Below are 14,391 nucleotides of genomic sequence, written 5' to 3'. Positions count from 1 at the left end.
GTTGCCTTTTAAAAGGCAGCTCCCCTTTTCACTTTCTTAGCTGTTTTAACATTCAAAATCGATATGTGATCGTCCAATGTTTCTGAATGACTTTTAACCATTCCCGGTGGATTGATGATTTCAACTTTATAATCTGAAATCCATTTAACTTTTCCGTTTGGAATACTTTCCTTATAAACAACAGATTCATTTTTGACATCAATTACTACAAACTTTAACGTATTAAAGCTTACTGAACTATTATCTTGAAAAATTCCAAGTAAAAAATCCTTGCTTTCATTATATGAAAAATCAATAGCATCAATATCCAAGGATGAATAAGCCAAATTATGAACATTAACATCTATTCTGTTGGTATTTACTGTTGATGCTGTACAAGCAGTGAAAAAACAAATTACCAGAAGTGATATATAAAACAATTTCATTATTCTTTAATTACTCGTTTGCTTACTAATTTACCCTGGTCATTTTCAAACTGGAAGAGATACACGCCTTCATCAAAAGAATCCAACCTAATAGAATTTTCACCCTCATTTAAAATAGATTTCATAATTAATGCTCCTGTTGAGTTATAGATTTTAACTTCCTGGAAATTAAAATTATTATGGTCAACATTAATAAAGTCTTTTGCAGGATTTGGGTAAATTCTTAAAAACTGACTGTTTCGAGAACTACTTGAAGTTACCAATGGCTCTTGCCCAATGGCTGTAAAAACTGTATCCAAAATATATCCTTTTACTTGTAAAATATTACGATTAGGGATATTATAATCAAATTCAATAATTCTGTCTCCATCCGCTTCCGTGAGCATCTGTTCATCTGTATAAACAATTTCACTATCGAACAAAACTTCTATTTTTTCATAAGGCTCATTGTTTTTCAATACCAGTTTAATCTGATACTCCCCAGCAGACCCCGAACTCTCTTGAGATACAATAATAGGATTGGCATCAATGCTTGGAATCGAGAATATTTGAGATTCAATTACATCCTCATTAAAGGTTGCTACAATCTTAACATTAGCACCATCGAAAGGATAAAAATCATTCAGCTCAAATAGATTCTCTCCTGACTGCGCTTCATCCAAGCTAACTATTTCCTCATTATCAATCACTAATTTTACATTTGTATAGTCAACCGGAAAATCAAAACTTATTTGAGCATTTCCATAGCCTAGATAATTAAAATCAGATAATGCTATATTGGCACTTCCTAATGCGCCAACTATAGCAGACCAGATACCTCTTCCGTGTGTTCCAATAACAACTTCATCATCTACAATTTTCATAGACCAAACGGATACGGCTGGAAAATCATCTCTTATATTCCAGGTTTCACCACCGTCCAGAGATTCATATAACCCAATCTCCGTCCCTACCCATATTATATCAGTATCAAATGGCATTACTAATAAACTATGGGCAATAACATCGGGAAAACCTCTATCACTACCATTACTATTACCTTCAAAACCCGAAATATCTTCCCAAGTTTGACCCAAGTCTGTTGTTTTCAAAACTTTAGGAAAATTTGCTCGACTAAACAATGCATAGGCTGTGTTTTCCTCTTTTGGATGGGTGTAAATACCAGTATAGTAAGCTTGCGGATTAGGCGCATAATTATTCACTGCTTCATAGGTTTCTCCAGCATCTGTAGATACAAATAAATTCAAAACACCATTGGCCATACCCGCCCCTGCCCAAACTATTTGATCATTGGCCAATGACACTTCTACGTCACTTGCACTAGCTGTGCCACCCCAACGATCATTATTAATTTCCTTCATACTCCAGGTCTGACCAAAATTTAAACTTTTATAAACCCCTTCTGGCCCGATGGCATATATAACATCGGGATTAGTCGCAGATCCAGCTAAACGAGTTATAAAAGGTCCATCAGTAATTCCACTTGTGGCCTGTGTAAATGATTGCCCGCCATTGGTCGATCTTCTTATACCATTAAATTGATAACCTCCAATTACTTTCTGAGGATCTGTTGCATGCCAAATAACTTCAAATCCATCACCTCCAATAGCAAAATTATAAAAATTGCTTTCGTCAACACTTGTTCCTGATGAAACCCAAGTACCGTTATCCTGCATACCGCCTATATACTTCTCTTCTCCGGGCTTTTTATCGGCACCATAAAATTGAGTGGTTATGTAACCATCAGTAATTTGATCTATTCTCTCACCATTATCAGTAGATATCCCAAACCCACCGTCATTTCCATTTACAATCATAAATGTTTGATTTACCTCATCTGTTTTTATTAGCGTAAGATGATGGTGGTCGGGATGAAGATTGCTTTGATTTTGATTTTCGTAATTACCATATGCATCATAAACGGCAATTGCATTGGCTGGGGCAACAAATCGAGACCCATAATTTATCCTCATTATTGAGTTGCTAAGGTTATCAGAATTCCATGTCGCAGTTTCAGCCAGAATAGGCCAAAAGAAATACATATTAGCAAATTCAAGCGCACCATCTTGCGCGATACTATTGTTTTCTATATCACTATAGGTAACATCGTGAATATATAAATATTCTCTTGCATTGGATAATTGAGCATCCGACTCGCTTCCTTTATTAAGATCAAATACACCATTGTCTTCTTGGTCTCTAAAAGAAACCATAAGCTGTCGATCATTCTCGATATCCCAGACTTCAAAAGGAACATCTACATAATCTTCGTAACTATAATCGGAAATATCGACATTTGAAGTTGCGCCAGCTGGTACTGTATAACGATGAGCTTTTTGCTGATTACTATTACCAAACCTAATTTCAACAGTTACTGGATCTTGTGAAGGACTATTGGTTCCCCCAGCAATATCTAGTGACCCGCCATTAAAATCAGCTTCAAAATTAACAAGTTCAATAAGAGTATTTTCTTCAAAATCAATTCCTACAAATTGTCTTTCCGATTCCCCAATATTATCTGAATCAATCGTATATTTCCCTATACTGACTCCACCAACGAACACTTCATAAGGATTATAGGGGTTCACAGCAATGGTATTATCATACCAACCCTGATCACCTAAAAAGTCGGTATTATAATTAGGATCGTCTACTAATATCCAATTTTCCCCCATGTCTTCCGATAAATAAAGTAAGGTGCTTGATCCTGAGAAAGTCGATGTATACACAATTTCAGGATCGCTTGGCGAAACTGCAATCTCAAATCTAACACCTTCGTCTATTCCTGAACTTGAGAGAGACCAACTCTCTCCACCATCAGTAGATTTAATGATCCCTAAACTGTTCACCCCAGCATACTGTATATTCCAATCATTTGGATTCACTTGCAAATCTTGAACAGAACCATTATTAGTTGGACTATACTTTTTATCCCAACTAGCACCGCCATTAGTAGATTTAAAGATTCCAGAATTGGTCGCAATCAGCACCACGTTTTCATTTGTAGGATCAATACTAAGTCTATTTACAGATAAGTAATCATTATCTGCAACTGTTGAAGGCAATAACTCCCACGACTCACCTCTATCTACAGATCTATAAATTCCATTTCCTCGAACAAATGAAGTGTTACCAGCGAAAACTTCTCCTGTTCCTACATATATTGTACTAGGATTAGATTGGCTTTGTGCAATAGAATTAGTAGATAAATTAGGTAAATCAGGAGAAAGATTTTCCCAAGATTGACCACAATCAGTAGTTTTCCATATTCCACCACTAGCAGCTCCTGCAAACCATGTGCAGTTCGTATTATCATCAGGATCTATTGCTATTGCTCTTGTTCTACCGCCTACATTACCTGGCCCACGTGAAATAAAATCAGCTGAAAGATTGTCACTTCTAGCTACACTCTTGAGATTTAATGACTTTTGCAATTCACTATATTGATAGCCTGCTTTATAAGCATCTCTCGACTGGTTCAATGTTTTTGTTATTGAATTATAATATTCAATAAATCCATCAGGTTTCATGTAGGCCTCTTTACCAGATTTGATTTTTATTTTTTTACTTGACCATACTTCTTCGGATTTTGATACCTCTATTGTATTCTCAAGCTGGATCGGTGCAGAAAAAAAATAAACTGCTATTAAAACAAGGAAGCAAATTATAGGGGAGTAATAATTTTTCATAAGCGCAAATTTCATCAAAACTAACACTAAATACTTCATATAAAAAATTAAGGCAGGATACAACTACTAAAGAATGGACAAAAAAAGAGGCTACCTTAAGTAAGGTAGCCTCTTATCAATAGTAAAAAATAATAAATCTACTAGTTCACATCCCACCAAGGGGCAACATCCATTTCATTATTAATTCCTGAGTTAGAAACAGAACTTCCGTTATTACCTAACTCATCTGAAGTATATAGTGCTCTAACAGGGATATATGATCTAACACCAGCAGCCGGTACCTCCAACTGAGGGAAATCTAATCTTCTCCATTCAGCCCAAGCTTCTAATCCGTTGGTATAAAGTGCTAACCACTTTTGAACACCTATAGATTCTTCCCAGTTACCTGCATCATAAGGATTAGCAGTTAAATAGTCAGTGATCGCTCCTTCTGAGTCATCAAATCCCCACTGATTCATTGAAGCAGTAACCGCTTCGTTATAAGCAACTTCTGCATCACCACTAACAATTCCTCTTTCAATAGCTTCAGCTTCGAAAAATTTAACTTCAGCATAAGTAAGCAAGTAAGCTGGAGCAGTTGCCTCTCTTATCGCAGGATTAGGACGAGATGCAGTTGCAAACAAATTAAATGACTCTCCATCAGATAGACCATAAGGAAGACCAGTATAATCACCTGTAATAGAAGTATCGGCAAAAGCCATCAATCTAGGATCATTTAATTCTTCAAGCTTTTCAACTAATACATCAGAAACTGCAAAGTCATCTCTGTTATTGATAGAATTATCAACAAAGAATGGATTCGCGATTCGCTGATCTGCTGCAAAATTAAATATGAAACCTTCATCATTTGCTGTAAAAACTCCAGCGTTTAAAGCTTGAGAAACCAAAGTAGAAGCAGTTCCTGCATCAACATCAGCTATTCTCATACCGATCTTCAATTTCAAAGAATTAGCGAATCTAGCCCAAGAAGCCATATCACCACCGTAAAAGATATCTCCTGAAGTAAAACCTGGCTCTCCAACTGTTATGTTAGAAATTGCAGCATTTAATTCACTGATTAAACCACTGTAAACTTCCTCCTGAGCATCATATGCTGGATTTGGAAATTCATCAGGATTAAATGCTTCAGAGTATGGAACATTTACCCAAGTATCAGTCACAATTTGCATTGACCATACTTTCAATATGTCCAATACAGCAGTTTGGTTGCCTTTAATCGCATCATTCAGTCCTTCGTTTGCTTGCACAATCTCTCTTGCTGCAATTAAGTCGTAAAGACTGTTTGCATAAAAGCTATTCCATGAAGCGGTAAAAGTACTTACGTTCTGATTGTAACGAGAATCTTCTGCATACTCTCCTTGAGAAAAATGTTGTACCATCAACATCCCGAACTCAAAGTTCATTGCCCTGCTCCAAACTCTATTAGACAAGTTGAATTGCGCTTGCGTTAATAGTGTTGAAGCGGGTACTTCAGTAGGATTATTAGGGTCATTATTAATTTCCTCAAAATCCTGCGTGCACGCTGCCAGTCCCACAAATAGTGAGGCCAACATTATGTATAATTTTGATATATTTTTCATAAAAAGTTATTTTAAATTAATGTCAAAACCTGATTTAGAATTTGAAGCTTAAGTCAAAACCTAATGATCTTGAAGTAGGAACTTGAGCATTTTCCAATCCTTGGATATTACCAGCACCATTTACTCCTTGAGGGTCTAGGTAAGGTAAGTTGCTGAATAAGATAGCTAAGTTTCTTCCTAAGAAAGATATTCTAGCATCTTTAATAGCCAAATTACCAAATACACTGTTAGGGATATTATATCCTACAGTTACCTCTCTTAACTTCACAAATGAAGCATCATAAACATTAGGTGCAGCTACAGTCCAAATTGATTGATAAAAAGTTTGAGCAGGTACAGCAGTTGTATTAGTTTCACCAGTTTCAGTTACACCATCAACAATAACACCTTCTTCTCTAATGTTTCCTTCAGCAGTTTCTGGCAACATACCCGAGTATTTAGCCCACTGCAAAGAAGTAGAGTGAATTACACCACCACCCTGAAAGTCAATCAAAGCTCCAACTGAGAAATTCTTATAAGTGAAAGTATTTCTAAAACCACCAGCAAAATCTGCGATAGTACTTCCTAAGAATTCTCTATCTTGATTTGCTAATGGAATACCGTTAGCACCTACAATAGTGTTTCCATCATCGTCAGTTTGGAAAGTTTGTCCAAATAATGACATATATGGGAATCCTTTTTGAACTCTAACGTCTGCTGCCCAAGTTGTACCTGCAATAATGCTTTCAACACCAGCATCTTCGTTCAACTCAACAACTTCATTATTAAATGTTGCAAAGTTTAAATTCATATCCCATCTGAAATCACCAGATTGAATTGGAGTCGCATTTAACATTACTTCGAATCCACTATTTCTCATCGATCCAGCATTCAACAATCTAGAAGTAAATCCAGTAGAAGAAGATGATGGAACATTAAAGATTTGGTTAACAGTAGTTCTGTCGTAATATGACACATCAAATCCAACTCTGTTATTCAAGAAGTTCATTTCTAAACCAAGCTCAAACTCATTGGTGATCTCTGGTAATAGATTAGGGTTTCTTCTTGAATTAGGTACAGTATATCTTGGGAACGAACCAAAGTTTGGTACAACGTTAGAGTATACATTTCTTAATTGGTATGGATTAGCATCGTTTGCAGCTTGTCCATAGCCAGCTCTTAATTTACCAAAAGAAATCACTGAATTATTCGCTAAAGCATCTAACTCACTGAACACAAAACTAGTCGATACTGATGGGTACCAATAGTTATTATCTCCTTCTGGTAAGGTTGAAGACCAATCACCTCTTAAGGCTAAATCAACGTATACTGTATAAAACAAGCCCAATGAAGCCGTTGTAAATACACTGTTAATCGCTCTGTTCTCAAAATCGGTATCAATTTGAGGAGAACCGGCAGAGTTAGCAATATTATAGAAATTAGGTAATACCAAACCACCTACAGTAGCAATTCTATTAAAAGTTCTACCTTGGCTCATCAAGTTACCACCCACCATAGCATTCAATGTTATATCCTCATTGAATTGTGTATCATATAGAATTTTACCTTCCAAGTTAGTTTCAGAAAATGTTCTAGTCACCTCATTATAACTTGGCTGGTTAATACCACCAACAGGTACACCTTCTCTAGATCTGAAAGTGAATCCATCTCTCATGGCTTTTACGTTTACGCTTAAACCATCAGTTAATTCGTAATTTAAATTAAAGTTACCAAAGAAACGATCTCTAGTATCTTCTTGTAAATAATTGTTTCTCACCCAGTAAGGATTATCAAAGAATCTTACGTTTGGATCAAAGCCTAATAATTCCCCAGTATTTGGATCAACCTGAGTACCAGTCGGATTCCATGTCTGCTGAGTTCCGTCAGTGAAAGTATCATCTTTCAATCTATCGAAATCCAACTGAGTTTGCCACCACTGGTAGAAACCTTGCATTGGGTTAGCATTCGCATAACCTGTAGCATTTCTTCCAGAAGCATCTTGTTGGATTAAACTACCTGCAGCAGATACACTTAATTTATCTGTCAAATTATAAGAAGAATTGAAACTTACTGTATTTCTACCCAATTCAGAATTAGGCATCATACCTTTCTGATCTAAATTAGTGTAAGATAATCTGAAATCACCTTCATCATTTGCTCCTGAAACTGCCACTGAATTAGTAAGCGTTACGCCAGTTTCAAAGAATTCTTCATACTGATTTTCAGGAGCTACCCATGGTCTTGTTTCACCATAATTAGCAGCGTCTGGATCCCAAGAATCCCAATGACGTACATTTATGCTAGGATCATACTTAGGTCCCCAAGCACCATCTTTAGAATAAACAGGAGCTAAATAATTAGTTCCATCCTCTGTAAACTCAACAAATCCTGACGCTGAGCCAGTTGTAGCTCCACCACCATATCTTTGCTGGTGCTCCATTAAGGCCAATGGATTTTCGAAGGTTGCTGAAGAGTTAATTGAAACTCCTAGTCCTTTTTTCCTTGAGGCAGATTTTGTAGTGATTAAAATTACACCATTAGATCCTCTAGTTCCATACAATGCAGTTGCAGCAGCACCTTTCAATACTTCCATTGACTCAATGTCATTTGGATTGATATCAGAAGCAGCATTACCGTAATCATACGAACCGCCACCAAAACCTTCTTGTTGAGCAGCTGAAGCATAATTATCATTGTTAATTGGCATTCCGTCCACTACGAAAAGTGGTTGGTTTTCTCCTAAGAAAGAGTTTGCACCACGAATAGTAATACGAGATGAACCACCCATTGCTCCTTGAGAACCTTGGATTTGAACACCCGCAACTGCACCCTGAAGTGAGTTTACAATATTGGTCTCTCTTGATTCAGCCAACTTTTCGCCATCTACAGATTGTGTAGAATAACCAATTGACCTTTTTTCTCTTGAAACACCTAAAGCTGTTACTACAACTTCACCTAGTTGTTGAACATCAGGCTGTAAGGTTACATCAATAACTGACTTAGAGCCAATTGCAACCTCCATTTTTTCAAAACCGATATAGGTAAATAAAAGTGCTTCAGCATCAGAAGACACTGAAAGTTTATAATTACCGTCTAAATCGGTAGTGGTACCAATAGTAGTACCCTTCACAATTACGTTTACACCTGGTAAGGGACCATCTTCGTCCACCACTGTACCAGAAACCGTTCTATCCTGTGCCCATGAGTATGAGGCAATCAGGAAGAAACTTAGCATTAGTAATAGTTTCTTCATCATATTATGTTTAGGTTATAAAATTATTATATCTCGAATATAAAGGATATATATACCAATAGACAAAAATCTATTGAACAATTCCTAAATATTTATCAAATTATCTATTTTATTAAAAAAAATCATAAGATAATCCTATTACCTTAAGGTTAGTATTAGGAAAAGTAACATTAGTATCTATTTTAATAGAAACTATCGAAATCATATACTTTTGCTTCTTTCTCAATTATTACTACATGTACTCTTTCTTTATTAGGTAATCTATCATCCTGGTAATCTAAAGGGTAATAGATCAAATCATTATTTTCTGAATAGCCTCTATACGGAGTTTGATCATAATCTCTGGAATAACCCGTTTCGGTTGATAAAAGCTTAGTATCAGGATACATTGTACTCCACGTACCCCATGTCGTTTCTGTCAGACTTATAACTTCTAATTTTTCATCTCTCAATTCTCCATTAATGGAAGATGCGGTCATTTGAGACCATAAACTTTCCGTGACTCTATCGTAGGCTATTAAATTGCTATTATATAATAAACCACTGACCCCAAAACTTTTATCGCCTTTCCAACCTATTGCTGTTCCTGTTAGCGGACAGAACGTAATCGTGATGTCTGTATCTTCAACTTTTTGGTTTAACACCTCATGCCAATTCAAAATATTATGGGGATAAGCAAAAGGCTCTCCTTCTTCAATCAATCCAATAACTAGATCATCATTGGCCGGTATTTTTGCTTGGTCGATATTTGGGCCATCATTATTAATTAAATTAAACTTTGGGTTATCAATTGCAGGGATGGCGCCAAAGCCTGTACCTACAAACAAATTAGTAGTAGGAATTGACCATTCTGGATTAGATTTTAAATTCAAACTCACTTCTTGAGCTCCTCTATTATGTAACTCAATACCTGGATAGAAAGCAGCTATTGCAAACCAATAAGATTGGTAGGATAATATTGGTAACAGATATTCTCCTTGGCGTTCACCTTCTACAATTAGACCAAAAACATCATAAAAATTACCTTCTCTATCTTCCATTACTATGGGCAGTCTCCCATTAACAACCTCTAAATCTGGAATATCGCCTGAAGAAAGTTTCTGCTCAAATGACACTATGAAATTTGCAGATGGATTCCCGACAACCACAATATCTTTCCCTCCAATATTATCAAAGATCAATTTACTTGTTACATTCGCAGCAGGTCGTTCCTCTTCAATACTAACCTCTTCTTTACACGATAACACAACCATCAAAAAAACTATGGTCAACAAATAGATATGTAGATTTTTATTCATAATCTCATTTTTAAAAATTAAATCTTCTCTCTCTAGGCTCTTCCTTAGCTCCAATAAACATATTGATTCCAAATCTAAACCGAGCTGAGGTAGTCAATTGGCTGCCATTTAGTTTTCTGAAAACTGGATTTTCATAGGCTAGCATAAATGTTAGGTTATTAGGTAAAAGGATATTTAGACCCAACATATTATATACCCAAATGCCTCCGCTACTTTCAACCAATGCATCGTTAATCCTGTCTTTATTGGTATATTTAATCCTAAACCCAGCCTGTGGAGCCAATAATATGTTATTATTCAAATATATATTATATCCTAAACCCTGATAAAACTGATATTCTGATCCTTGTTGAAAAAATTGTGCTGTTCCCGGTTTTTGATTGTTCAATAAATACTGATAGACCAATAATCCAAAGTAATTTAAATTATCCATGATAATCCTACCATTTTGGTATTGAGCCATCAAGACCCCTCCCCAACCCCCATAACCGGGTTGCAAATCCCATGGCAATAAAATATCAAAATTTTCATCGCGATTTGCATTGTTCCCGGTAGGAAGGACTAATCCTGCACCTATTTGAACATTATGTTTTCCCTGCTGCCAAATGTTGTAATTTGAAGTCAATATTAAATCACCTATTCCTCTGCTTTTGGTTTCCCTGTCAGCATTTATAGTTTTCCTATTTAAATAATGAGTGGAATGATTCAGCATCATTCCAAAAGTTAAATCATTATTTAAAGCCCATGAAACTTGTAGGAAAACCGATGAGTTATAACGGTTATAAGATTCATCATCTAGCACCTCGCTTCCGGAAACGAAATCATTCATTAAATTTCTGTCATAAACCATCTGAACAGATAAACCTGAATCTAAATTTGATAAATTAAGATTATTGGCTAAAGGAGAGCCTCCGGTACAACAATTTTGCCCAATTACGGGGAGGGCTGATAGTAAGAACAAAATAAAAATTAAAGCCTTCATATTGTAATACTAACAATATTCAGGCAAATCGAATGTCAATTTCCTTACATAAGATTGAATTAAAGATGAGAATTCGTTAAGACTTTAAGTATTTTTTGCATTAAACATACCTTAGCATATAGAAAATCAATTCAATTCCTCCTCTGTTTCAGGATTTACAAAAATAAAGCCTCGAGCATCATTTCCTTCGTGAAACCTAACTTCCATTCCAATTATATACATCACATGGCTTTTATCAATATAAACTGGAATGCCCTCTATCTCAAAAATTTTATCTGATTCTTTGGGTTTATCAAAACCCAGCATATAATTCATGCCTGCAGCACTGCAACCTCCTCCGCCTCGAACTCCTACACGCAGTCCATATCCTTCAGGGATATTTTTATTCTGCATGATATTCTTAACTTCATTAACTGCCTCTTCTGAGATTTTAACAGGAACCATAAATATTATTTTTAATTCAAGAACGAATGACATAAAACAAAAGTTTGCTCAATCCCCGTGCTTTTATTTGCTACGAAATTAACTAAATTTGACCATCAACTTCAAAAAACAACTCTATGGAGCCAATTTGGGACTTAATTAAAATCGTTATTCCGGCTGGAATTGTATTATATGCCATGTTTTTGACCATTAAAACGATGCTGCAGAAACAAAATGAAGCAAAAATCATTGAAATAAAAGCCAAAAACAAGGAAATTGTTTTGCCTATCAGGTTACAAGCTTATGAAAGAATGAGCCTTTTCTTAGAAAGAATTTCTCCAGATCAAATCATCAAGCGAGTTCACAAAAATGACATGAATGTAGCAGAGCTTCAATATATGCTACTAAATGAAATTAGAGAAGAATTTAATCACAATTTGTCTCAACAGGTCTACATGAGTGATGAAGCTTGGAAAATAATTAAAAATGCCAAAGAGGAGTTGATTATGGTAGTGAACCAAACTGCTAAAGAATTAGAACCTGAAGCCAAAAGTATCGAATTGGTCAAAAAAATCTATGAAGAATCACTTGAGAAAAAGATTGATAGTATAGAATACGGTCTTAGTTTCCTGAAAAATGAAATTCAACAGGAATTTTGATTTATTGGCTTAAACTCTAATGTTATTATTTTTTCTTAATATCTAATCTTCATTAGTTAACTCCAAGAAAGCATCTATTTTATTATTATCAATGGTTACTGATAAATCGTATAGGGCTATTTTCCAGCCTTCTGGTTTTAAAACCAACACAGCTGTCCCTTTGCATACCCCCATCCAAGTATCCAGTTTTTCATTTATCCAAGCTGTTTTACCATTTTCAGAAAAATAAATATCTCTTTCTGAAGCTGTGAAAGACCAGGCAGATTCTTTTTGAAAATGCTCATCTGCCCATTCAGCCATTTCCTCTCTCGTCCACTTTTCAGTTTTGTCGGTACCTAAATAAATACCATCTTCCGTCATGCTTCCAAAAAACACATCTTCATCGGCTGTAGCCGCAGCTTTGTGCCAATTATCCATAAATTGATTGATGGTTGCAGTGGGAGTCTGAGCTTTTACAGTAAATGGTAGTAAAAGAATGGTTAGAGCAAGGAGCTTCTTCATATACATAGTTGTTGTTAAATTTTATAGACTTATAACTTCACTGTAGCAGCAAAAAAAGGAATCCCAAATGGAATAACATCCGCTATTTCCTGATTATAAAAAAAACCTAAATCATAACTGGCAGTTTCCGTCAGATACCTACCTCCGTAAAAAACAAAGCTTAAGTTATCATCAAATTCAGTAGGAATATAAAAGCCTTCCGATACCACCATCAATTTTTTAGAGATCCTTGCCATACCAGCCAAAGAATAAAATGGATTTAATCTTTCCGCATCACTTATAGCTCCAAAATATACAGTGCCTGTCAAATTCAAATCAGGATCGCCAACGGTAATTCCAGTATTTACAATTGCCCCACCTGCTCCTTCACCGGCTTCCAATGACGTGCCTGCAAATGCATCCAATCCAAATTTGTAATGGACAGATTTGCCCAATTTACTGGTAAACTGAGGATTTACGTATATCACAGGGACTCTTAGAACCAATGCCCAAAGACTTGTACCTACTCCAACTGAAAAATTGTCGGTAATTCCCCTATGGTAGGTCATAGGGTTATTCCGAATATAATTGCCCCCCTTTTCATAATTGAAGGCACTGGTTCCCAGCATATATCGAACAGGATTGATCTGTTGAAGTCGTTCGTCTTTTAGTTCTTCCCCGGACTTGCTTTCATCCAAAGTTTCTACCTTCTTAATTCTTTCAGTTGGTATCCTTACTGTACCAACGCTTTCTGTTTCTATTTCTAGAAAATCTTTATTTTGACTAATGAAAAAGCCTTTATAAATCTCTCCAGTTTTTGTATAAACGACTATTTTAGTTCTAGGATTATTCTGAGCTTTTTCAATTCTCGGATCTTCTATTTGTGCAAGAGAAACAACATTTGTTAAAAATAGTAGTAAAATGGTAAAGGATAGTTTTTCCATAGGAAACAGCAAAAATGGTTCAAATTATTATAAATTTACCTAACGTTTAAATTGTTAAAAGTATTATGAATAATCCACACAAAAGTAGTCAAATAAAAGCAAACAACATTCGTTTATGGGTTGGTATTATTAGTTTAATAGTTGCATGGGGGCTATTTATTTACAAAGGTCTATTGCAAGATTTATATTTGGTATTATTAGGCGCATTCTCGTTATATACACTATTTGTTTACATCTGGAAGCCGGTTAAACAAAACCGGAAATTAAGGGAAGCTGACGATGAGTAAAAGATTAAACCATAAAAATGCTTTTAGAAGAGCCACCCGTGTTTTAGCAGATAAAAGACTGAGCAATAAGCTGCTCATGGAAGTAAAACAGACTTTAACGAGTCGGGCCAAAGCTTCTGAAAAGATTGGACAATTAAGAAATAAAATCTCAACACTTATTCGATTAGTAAAAGCCTATACTAAAGGGAGTTATAAAAACATTTCTTTCAAAAGCATGATTTATACCGTTGGGGTTTTAATCTATTTCATTACCCCCATGGACATTGTGCCTGACTTCATTCCCGTTTCTGGTTTTATTGATGATGCATCATTAATTCTTTGGCTTTACAATCATTTAGGTTACGAATTGCAACAATTCAAGGCTTGGGAGAGTAAGCAAGAAGAAAAGTAAA

At 35.6% G+C, this 14,391-nt stretch carries 12 protein-coding genes; 3 read left to right on the top strand and 9 right to left on the bottom strand.

Annotated features, from left to right (window positions below; all coding sequences use genetic code 11):
• Positions 1 to 8: 8 nt before the first annotated feature.
• The 7 genes from AAC601_RS11695 to AAC601_RS11665 all read right to left on the bottom strand — a co-directional run bounded on the left by AAC601_RS11695 (position 9) and on the right by AAC601_RS11665 (position 11,683).
• The gene (locus tag AAC601_RS11695; protein ID WP_303269783.1) at positions 9 to 425 is read right to left on the bottom strand and encodes a hypothetical protein; all 417 of its coding nucleotides are present in this window, start codon (positions 423 to 425) and stop codon (positions 9 to 11) included.
• Positions 425 to 4,114, bottom strand: a complete 3,690-nt coding sequence (locus AAC601_RS11690; RefSeq protein ID WP_303269784.1) for a T9SS type A sorting domain-containing protein — start codon at positions 4,112 to 4,114, stop codon at positions 425 to 427. The genes AAC601_RS11695 and AAC601_RS11690 overlap by 1 nt, the downstream gene beginning before the upstream one ends.
• Positions 4,115 to 4,254: 140 nt before the next feature.
• A complete protein-coding gene (locus AAC601_RS11685; protein WP_303269785.1) occupies positions 4,255 to 5,694 on the bottom strand; it encodes a SusD/RagB family nutrient-binding outer membrane lipoprotein in 1,440 nt (479 codons plus the stop codon).
• Positions 5,695 to 5,728: 34 nt separating this feature from the next.
• A complete protein-coding gene (locus tag AAC601_RS11680; RefSeq protein ID WP_303269786.1) occupies positions 5,729 to 8,926 on the bottom strand; it encodes a SusC/RagA family TonB-linked outer membrane protein in 3,198 nt (1,065 codons plus the stop codon).
• Positions 8,927 to 9,108: 182 nt separating this feature from the next.
• Positions 9,109 to 10,224: a DUF3179 domain-containing (seleno)protein gene (locus AAC601_RS11675; protein ID WP_303269787.1), complete on the bottom strand. Its 1,116-nt coding sequence runs from the start codon at positions 10,222 to 10,224 to the stop codon at positions 9,109 to 9,111.
• Between the two features lie 10 nt (positions 10,225 to 10,234).
• Positions 10,235 to 11,206: a hypothetical protein gene (locus tag AAC601_RS11670; RefSeq protein ID WP_303269788.1), complete on the bottom strand. Its 972-nt coding sequence runs from the start codon at positions 11,204 to 11,206 to the stop codon at positions 10,235 to 10,237.
• A 126-nt stretch (positions 11,207 to 11,332) separates the two neighbouring features.
• Positions 11,333 to 11,683 carry an iron-sulfur cluster assembly accessory protein gene (locus AAC601_RS11665; protein ID WP_340153358.1) on the bottom strand — a complete coding sequence of 117 codons (351 nt, stop codon included), beginning with the start codon at positions 11,681 to 11,683 and terminating at the stop codon, positions 11,333 to 11,335.
• Positions 11,684 to 11,766: 83 nt separating this feature from the next.
• Between AAC601_RS11665 and AAC601_RS11660 the strand changes: the two genes are divergently transcribed.
• Positions 11,767 to 12,288 carry a hypothetical protein gene (locus AAC601_RS11660; RefSeq protein WP_303269792.1) on the top strand — a complete coding sequence of 174 codons (522 nt, stop codon included), beginning with the start codon at positions 11,767 to 11,769 and terminating at the stop codon, positions 12,286 to 12,288.
• A gap of 42 nt (positions 12,289 to 12,330) precedes the next feature.
• Here AAC601_RS11660 and AAC601_RS11655 read toward each other — a convergent pair whose 3' ends face one another.
• Positions 12,331 to 12,789 carry a nuclear transport factor 2 family protein gene (locus AAC601_RS11655; RefSeq protein WP_303269794.1) on the bottom strand — a complete coding sequence of 153 codons (459 nt, stop codon included), beginning with the start codon at positions 12,787 to 12,789 and terminating at the stop codon, positions 12,331 to 12,333.
• Between the two features lie 29 nt (positions 12,790 to 12,818).
• The gene (locus AAC601_RS11650) at positions 12,819 to 13,712 is read right to left on the bottom strand and encodes a hypothetical protein (RefSeq protein WP_340153357.1); all 894 of its coding nucleotides are present in this window, start codon (positions 13,710 to 13,712) and stop codon (positions 12,819 to 12,821) included.
• A 65-nt stretch (positions 13,713 to 13,777) separates the two neighbouring features.
• Between AAC601_RS11650 and AAC601_RS11645 the strand changes: the two genes are divergently transcribed.
• Together AAC601_RS11645 and AAC601_RS11640 are read left to right on the top strand one after the other, a co-directional pair.
• Entirely contained in the window at positions 13,778 to 13,999 is a 222-nt protein-coding gene (locus AAC601_RS11645; RefSeq protein WP_340153356.1) for a hypothetical protein, read from the top strand.
• Positions 13,992 to 14,390 (top strand): YkvA family protein, encoded by a 399-nt coding sequence (locus tag AAC601_RS11640; protein WP_340153355.1) that lies wholly within the window; start codon positions 13,992 to 13,994, stop codon positions 14,388 to 14,390. The genes AAC601_RS11645 and AAC601_RS11640 overlap by 8 nt, the downstream gene beginning before the upstream one ends.
• Position 14,391 lies beyond the last annotated feature (1 nt).

Origin of the sequence: uncultured Marivirga sp. (assembly GCF_963974845.1) — a bacterium.
Taxonomy (GTDB): domain Bacteria; phylum Bacteroidota; class Bacteroidia; order Cytophagales; family Cyclobacteriaceae; genus Marivirga; species Marivirga harenae.
The sequence above is the reverse complement of the archived record's forward strand: the minus strand, read 5'-3'. Positions and strand labels throughout refer to the sequence as shown.